Origin of the sequence: Mycobacterium interjectum (genome assembly GCF_900078675.2) — a bacterium.
GTDB classification, from domain to species: domain Bacteria; phylum Actinomycetota; class Actinomycetes; order Mycobacteriales; family Mycobacteriaceae; genus Mycobacterium; species Mycobacterium interjectum.
Window position 1 is genome coordinate 2,703,396 of sequence record NZ_LT546237.1, and the last position, 6,762, is coordinate 2,710,157.

Annotated in this window: 4 protein-coding genes; 3 read left to right on the forward strand and 1 reads right to left on the reverse strand. The window is 71.1% G+C overall.

What is annotated here, in order from left to right; all coding sequences use genetic code 11:
- Nucleotides 1-44: 44 nt before the first annotated feature.
- Nucleotides 45-1,376, forward strand: coding sequence for a nicotinate phosphoribosyltransferase (locus BN4348_RS47375; RefSeq protein WP_066914655.1), 1,332 nt, complete (start codon nt 45-47; stop codon nt 1,374-1,376).
- A gap of 31 nt (nt 1,377-1,407) precedes the next feature.
- Complete coding sequence (locus BN4348_RS47380) at nt 1,408-3,405, forward strand: ATP-dependent DNA helicase (protein ID WP_096866296.1); 1,998 nt, start codon at nt 1,408-1,410, stop codon at nt 3,403-3,405.
- Here BN4348_RS47380 and glgP read toward each other — a convergent pair.
- On the reverse strand, nt 3,389-6,016 hold the full coding sequence (glgP, locus tag BN4348_RS47385) for an alpha-glucan family phosphorylase (protein WP_066914657.1): 2,628 nt from the start codon (nt 6,014-6,016) through the stop codon (nt 3,389-3,391). The two genes, BN4348_RS47380 and glgP, sit on opposite strands and share 17 nt — an antisense overlap.
- A 223-nt stretch (nt 6,017-6,239) precedes the next feature.
- Between glgP and BN4348_RS47390 the strand changes: the two genes are divergently transcribed.
- Nucleotides 6,240-6,762, forward strand: a 523-nt coding sequence (locus BN4348_RS47390) for a maltotransferase domain-containing protein (RefSeq protein ID WP_211145742.1), incomplete at its 3' end; no start/stop codon positions are given.

Here is a 6,762-nt window from a genome sequence, read left to right on the forward strand (position 1 = left end):
TACCGAGACACACGCCCGCCGCCGCCAGCCGTTACCGTTGCGGAATGAACGAGCCGGTCCTGGCTGGGCTGCTGACCGACAAGTACGAGTTGACCATGCTGGCAGCGGCCCTGCGCGACGGCACCGCGAACCGCCGGACCACGTTCGAACTGTTTGCCCGCCGCCTGCCCGACGGCCGCCGCTACGGCGTGGTCGCCGGAACCGGCCGGCTGCTGGAAGCGTTGCCGCAGTTCAGGTTCGACGACGACGCCTGCGGCTTGCTGGCGCAGTTCCTTGACCCCGACGCGGTGGGCTATCTCCGCGATTTCCGGTTCGGCGGCGATATCGACGGCTACGCTGAGGGCGAGCTGTACTTCCCCGGTTCGCCGGTGCTTTCGGTGACCGGCAGCTTCGCCGAATGCGTGGTTCTCGAGACGCTCGCATTATCGATCTTCAACCACGACAGCGCGATCGCCTCGGCGGCGGCGCGCATGGTCAGCGCCGCCGGGGACCGCCCGCTGATCGAGATGGGCTCGCGCCGCACCCACGAGCGGGCAGCGATCGCCGCGGCTCGCGCCGCCTATATCGCCGGCTTCGCCGCGACCTCCAACCTCGGCGCCCAGCGCCGCTACGGGATACCGACCGAGGGCACGGCCGCGCACGCGTTCACGATGCTGCACACCCATCGAGACGGTCCGGACGAGCTGGCGGCGTTTCGCGCGCAGGTCGACGCGCTCGGCGCGGGCACCACGCTGCTGGTGGACACCTACGACGTGACGACCGGCGTGGCCAACGCCGTGGCCGCCGCCGGCCCCGAACTTGGCGCCGTGCGCATCGACTCCGGCGAACTCGCGGTACTCGCCCGTCAGGTGCGCGAACAGCTCGACGGGCTGGGTGCCACGCGGACCCGCATCGTGGTGTCCGGCGACCTCGACGAGTTCAGCATCGCCGCCCTGCGCGCCGAGCCGGTGGACAGCTTCGGTGTCGGCACGTCGCTGGTGACCGGTTCCGGCGCGCCGACCGCCGGCATGGTCTACAAGCTGGTCGAAGTCGACGGGATGCCCGTGCAAAAGCGGAGCAGCCACAAGGAATCTCGGGGCGGGCGCAAGGAGGCGCTGCGGCTGGCGCGCCCGACCGGAACGATCACCGAGGAGGTGGTGTACCCGGCGGGCCGCCCACCGGAGGCCGCCGAACCGTGCCGAGCGCTGACGGCGCCGCTGGTCGAACCGTGCCGAGCGCTGACGGCGCCGCTGGTCCGCGGCGGCGAGGTGGTGTCGCGCCCGAACCTGTCGGCGGCGCGCGAGCTGGTGGCCTGCGGGCTGCGCAGCCTGCCGTGGGAAGGTCTGAACCTGTCGCACGGGGAGCCCGCGATCCCGACGACACACATCCTCACCTGAGCTCAAGGCAGTGACCACGTCCGAGGTGTCCATGTCCGTGCCCGAGTTGCTCGCCATCGCCGTGGCCGCGCTCGGTGGCAGCGAGCGCCCGGGCCAACTGCAGATGGCCACCGCGGTCGAGCGGGCCTTCGAGACCGGCGAGCACCTCGTCGTGCAGGCCGGCACCGGCACCGGCAAGTCGCTGGCGTACCTGGTTCCCGCGATCGTCCGCGCGGTCGGAGAGGAGGGGCCCGTCGTGGTGTCGACGGCCACGATCGCGCTGCAGCGCCAGCTCGTCGACCGCGACCTGCCCCGCCTGGCCGATTCGCTCGCCGGGGCGCTGCCGCGAAGGCCGCGCTTCGCGCTGCTGAAGGGGCGGCGAAATTACCTGTGCCTGAACAAGATCCATAACGGTGGCGCCGCCGACGACCCGAATGACGAGCGGCCGCAGGAGGAGCTCTTCGATCCGGTGGCGCTCAGCGCGCTGGGCCGCGACGTGCAACGGCTCACCGCCTGGGCATCGACGACCGATTCGGGCGACCGCGACGACCTGAAGCCCGGGGTGCCGGACCGATCCTGGTCGCAGGTCAGCGTTTCGGCGCGCGAATGCCTGGGCGTGGCGCGGTGTCCGTTCGGCTCCGAGTGCTTCTCCGAACGGGCCCGGGGAGAGGCCGGCCGGGCCGACGTCGTCGTCACCAATCATGCGCTGCTGGCCATCGATGCCGTCGCCGACTCGGCGGTGCTGCCCGAGCACGCGCTGCTGGTGGTCGACGAGGCCCACGAGCTGGTCGACCGGGTGACGTCGGTGGCCACCGCCGAGCTGACGTCGGCCGCGCTCGGCGTCGTCGCGCGGCGCATCGCCCGCTTGGTGGGGCCCGAGCTGACCCAGCGCCTGGAGGCGACGACCGCGAACTTCGCCGCGGCCATCCACGACGGCACGCCGGGCCGCATCGATCGGCTCGACGAGGAGATGGCGACCTACCTGGCGTCGCTGCGTGACGCTGCGACCGCGGCGCGCTCGGCGATCGACACCAGGAACGACACCAGGGGCGACCCCCGGGCGGCGGCGGCGCGCGCCGAGGCCGTCGCGGCGCTGAGCGAGGTATCCGATTCCGCATCGCGGATCCTGGTGTCGTTCGCCCCGGCCATCCCGGACCGTAGCGACGTGGTCTGGCTCGACCACGAGGACAACCGTGGATCGGTGCGTCCGGTGTTGCGGGTGGCACCGCTGTCGGTCGCCGGCCTGCTGCGCAGCGCGGTGTTCTCGCGTTCGACGGCGGTGTTGACCTCGGCGACCCTGGCGATCGGCGGGTCCTTCGACGCGATGGCGGCGGCGTGGGGCCTGACCGGCGGGGAGGGCGGGGACACCCGCTGGCGCGGGCTGGACGTGGGGTCGCCGTTCGAACACGCCAAGGCCGGAATCCTGTACGTGGCCGCGCATCTGCCGCCGCCGGGCCGCGACGGCACCGGCTCGGCCGAGCAGCTGACCGAGATCGCCGAGCTCATCGCGGCGGCCGGCGGCCGGACGCTGGGCCTGTTCTCGTCGATGCGGGCCGCCCGCGCCGCCGCCGAGGCCATGCGCTCTCGGCTGTCGACGCCGGTGCTGTGCCAGGGCGACGACAGCACCTCCACGCTGGTGGAGCAGTTCGCCGCCGACGAGGAGACCTCGCTGTTCGGCACCCTGTCGCTGTGGCAGGGCGTCGACGTGCCGGGGCCGTCGCTGTCGCTGGTGCTGATCGACCGCATCCCGTTCCCCCGGCCCGACGACCCGCTGCTGGGCGCGCGGCAGCGCGCGGTGGCGGCACGGGGTGGCAACGGCTTCATGGCCGTCTCCGCCAATCATGCCGCGCTGCTGCTGGCGCAGGGATCTGGGCGGCTGCTGCGCCGCGTCACCGACCGCGGCGTGGTCGCGGTCCTGGATTCGCGAATGGTGACCGCCGGCTACGGCGGCTACCTGCGCGCCTCGCTGCCGCCATTCTGGGCAACCACCGACGCCGCCCAGGTTCGCGGCGCGCTGGAACGGCTGCGCACCGCTAACGCGCCAGGGTGACGAGACCGAGCTCGTTGCTGGCGGCCAGCAGGGGGTTGTTGGGCAGCACGCGCACCGTGTACCCCACCGCGCCGGCCAGCGGCAGCGGCGTGGTCGACGAGAACACCTGGTTGCCGCCCTCGGCGGTGCCGGTGTACGACATCTGGACGGTGACCGGGTCCAGCAGCGCATCGCCGGCGTCGACCCTGCCCACCAGCGCCTGGACCGTGACCTCGTCGGGGGCCAGCCCGTCGAGCTGCACGGTCGCGGTCAGCGTCAACTTGGACCCGAGCACCGGGGTGTCCGGCAGCCCGGTGCTGTCCACGTCGGTGATGGTGATCTTGGGCCACGAGTCGTGGGCGCGCCGGCGATAGGCGGCCAGCTCGCGGGCGGCGTCGAACTCCGCGCCGCCGTCCTCGGCCGCGGTGGTCTTGCGCAGCGACGCCGCCGCCGGCGTGTAGTACTGCTCGACGTAATCGCGAACCATGCGGGACGCCAGCACCTTCGGGCCGAGGGTCTGCAGCGTGTGGCGCACCATCTCGATCCACCGCGGCGGGACCCCGTGTTCGTCGCGCTCGTAGAACTTCGGCGCCACCGCCTGCTCCAGCAGGTTGTACAGCGCGGTGGATTCCAGGTCGTCGCGACGGGACTCGTCGGCCACGCCGTCGGCGGTCGGTATCTCCCAACCATTTTCGCCGTCGTACCACTCGTCCCACCAGCCGTCGCGGATGGACAGGTTCAGCCCGCCGTTGAGCGCGCTCTTCATCCCCGACGTGCCGCAGGCCTCCAAGGGCCGCAGCGGGTTGTTCAGCCAGACGTCGCAGCCCCAATACAGCAGCCGGGCCATCGACATGTCGTAGTCGGGCAAAAAGGCGATGCGATGCCGCACCTCCGGCCGGTCGGCGAACCGCACCACCTGCTGGATCAGCGCCTTGCCGCCGTCGTCGGCGGGATGCGATTTGCCGGCGACGATCAGCTGGATCGGCCTGTCCTCGTTGAGCAGCAGCTGTTCGAGCCGATCCGGGTCACGCAGCATCAGCGTCAGCCGCTTATAGGTCGGCACCCGCCGGGCAAACCCGATGGTGAGCACGTCAGGATCGAAAGCCGTTGCTATCCAAGCTAATTCGGCATCCGGCGCGCCGCGCTCCTGCCACGAGCGGCGCAACCGCCGCCGGACATCCTCGACCAGCAGCGAGCGCAGTTGCGAGCGGATCCACCACAGGTGGCCGGCGTCGACCTCCTGCAGCCGCAGCCACACGCCGGGATCGCCGAACGAGTCCGACCCGGCCAGCTCGCGGCCCAGCTGCAACCATTGCGGCGCCGCCCAGGTGCGCGCGTGCACGCCGTTGGTGATGGAGCCGATCGGCACCTCGTCGGAATCGAAACCCGGCCACAGCTCGTTGAACATGGCCCGACTGACCCGGCCGTGCAACAGCGAAACACCGTTGGCCCGTTGGGCCAGGCGCAGGCCCATGTGCGCCATGTTGAACTTCGTCGGGTCGTCCTCCGCGCCGAGCGCCATGATCCGCGCGGTCGGCACGCCCGGCAGCAGGGTGGGCGCCCCCTTGGCCTTTCCCGCCCCGTCGGCGCCCTCGCCCAGGCCGTCGTCGAAGTAGAGCCGCACCATCTCGACGGGGAACCGGTCGATACCGGCGGGGACCGGGGTGTGGGTGGTGAACACGGTCGCCGACCGCACGACGGTCAGCGCCGTGTCGAAGTCCAGCCCGGAATCGGTGATCAGCTCGCGGATGCGTTCGGCCCCGAGGAACCCCGCATGCCCCTCGTTCATGTGCCACACCTCGGGCGCCGGCAGCCCCTCGATGGCGGTGAACGCGCGGATGGCCCGCACCCCGCCGATGCCGGCCAGGATCTCCTGCCGCATCCGATGTTCCTGGTCGCCCCCGTACAGCCGGTCGGTGACGCCGCGCAGCTCGTGCTCGTTCTCGGGGACGTCGGAATCCAGCAGCAGCAGCGGAACGCGTCCCACCTGCGCGACCCAGACCCGCGCCCGCAGCTGAGCGGAGTCGGGAAGCGTCAGTTCCACCAGCACGGGTTCGCGTGCGTCATCGGTGAGCAGCCGCAACGGCAGCCCCTGCGGGTCCAGCGCCGGGTAGGTCTCGTGCTGCCAGCCGTCGGCGGTGAGCGACTGCCGAAAGTAGCCGGAGCGGTAGTACAGGCCCACTGCGATCAGCGGGACGCCCAGATCGGACGCGGACTTCAGGTGGTCACCGGCGAGGATGCCCAGGCCGCCCGAGTAGTTCGGCAGCACCTCGGCCACACCGAACTCCATCGAGAAGTACGCGATGGCGGCAGGTAGCGCGGCACCGGCGTGCTGGCGCTGCTGGTACCAGAGCGGACGGCTCAGGTAATCGTTCAGCTCGGCGGAGAGCGCATCGAGCCGGCCCACGAATTCCTCGTCCAGAGCGAGCTCGTCGAGCCGGGCCGGGCTCACCGCACCGAGCAGCGCCACCGGGTCGGAGCCGCATCGCGCCCACAGCGCCGAGTCGATGGCCGCGAACAGGTCTTGCGTGGGCTTGTCCCATGACCACCGCAGGTTGGTTGAAAGCTGATCCAGCGCGGCGAGACGCTCGGGCAAATGAGCACGGACGGTAAAGCGGCGAAGGGCTTTCACACGTCATTACCTTACTGAGGATTCCGGAGCCCGCAGGGCGAGCGACTGACCGTTCGGCTTCGGGGGTGTGTGACGGCGCACTAGGGTGGGTATCGGTTAGTTGTTGGGGCCGCAACGCTGCGGTCCGTCAGAGAGAGTCCCCACGACAGGAAGTTTCTGGGAGGCGAGGCATTCCGCGGCGAAGCACGGCGCGGTCTCGCCACACAATCGAAACGGAGTGTTTGTGCCCGGTCGTGTCGAGATCGATAACGTCCAGCCCGTCGTCTCCTGCGGCGCGTACCCGGCCAAGGCCGTGGTCGGTGAGATGGTCCCCGTCAGCGCCGCGGTCTGGCGAGAGGGCCACGACGCCGTCGCAGCAACGCTGGTCGTGCGCTACCTCGGCCAGCGTTACCCGCAGGTCGGCGAATCCCGCCGGATCAAGGCGGTTCAGGCCCCCGAACGTCCCGCACCCGCCCTCGACAATAGGGCGCCAGAGCAGCGGATCAAGCCGCTGCTGCTGCCCATGACCGAAGGTCAGGAACCGTACGTCTTCCACGGTGTGTTCACCCCCGACCGGGTCGGGCTGTGGACCTTCCGGGTCGACGGATGGGGTGACCCGATTCACTCGTGGCGCCATGGGCTGGTCGCCAAACTCGACGCCGGCCAGGGCGAGAAGGAACTGTCCAACGACCTGTTGGTGGGCGCCGCGCTGTTCGAGCGCGCGGCGACCGGTGTGCCGCGGGCGCGCCGCGATCCGCTGCTGGCGG

Excerpts from the sequence above, each read along its gene's own strand:
- BN4348_RS47375 (WP_066914655.1), top strand. The coding sequence starts at position 45 with ATGAACGAGCCGGTCCTGGCTGGGCTGCTGACCGACAAGTACGAGTTG.
- BN4348_RS47380 (WP_096866296.1), top strand. The coding sequence starts at position 1,408 with ATGTCCGTGCCCGAGTTGCTCGCCATCGCCGTGGCCGCGCTCGGTGGC.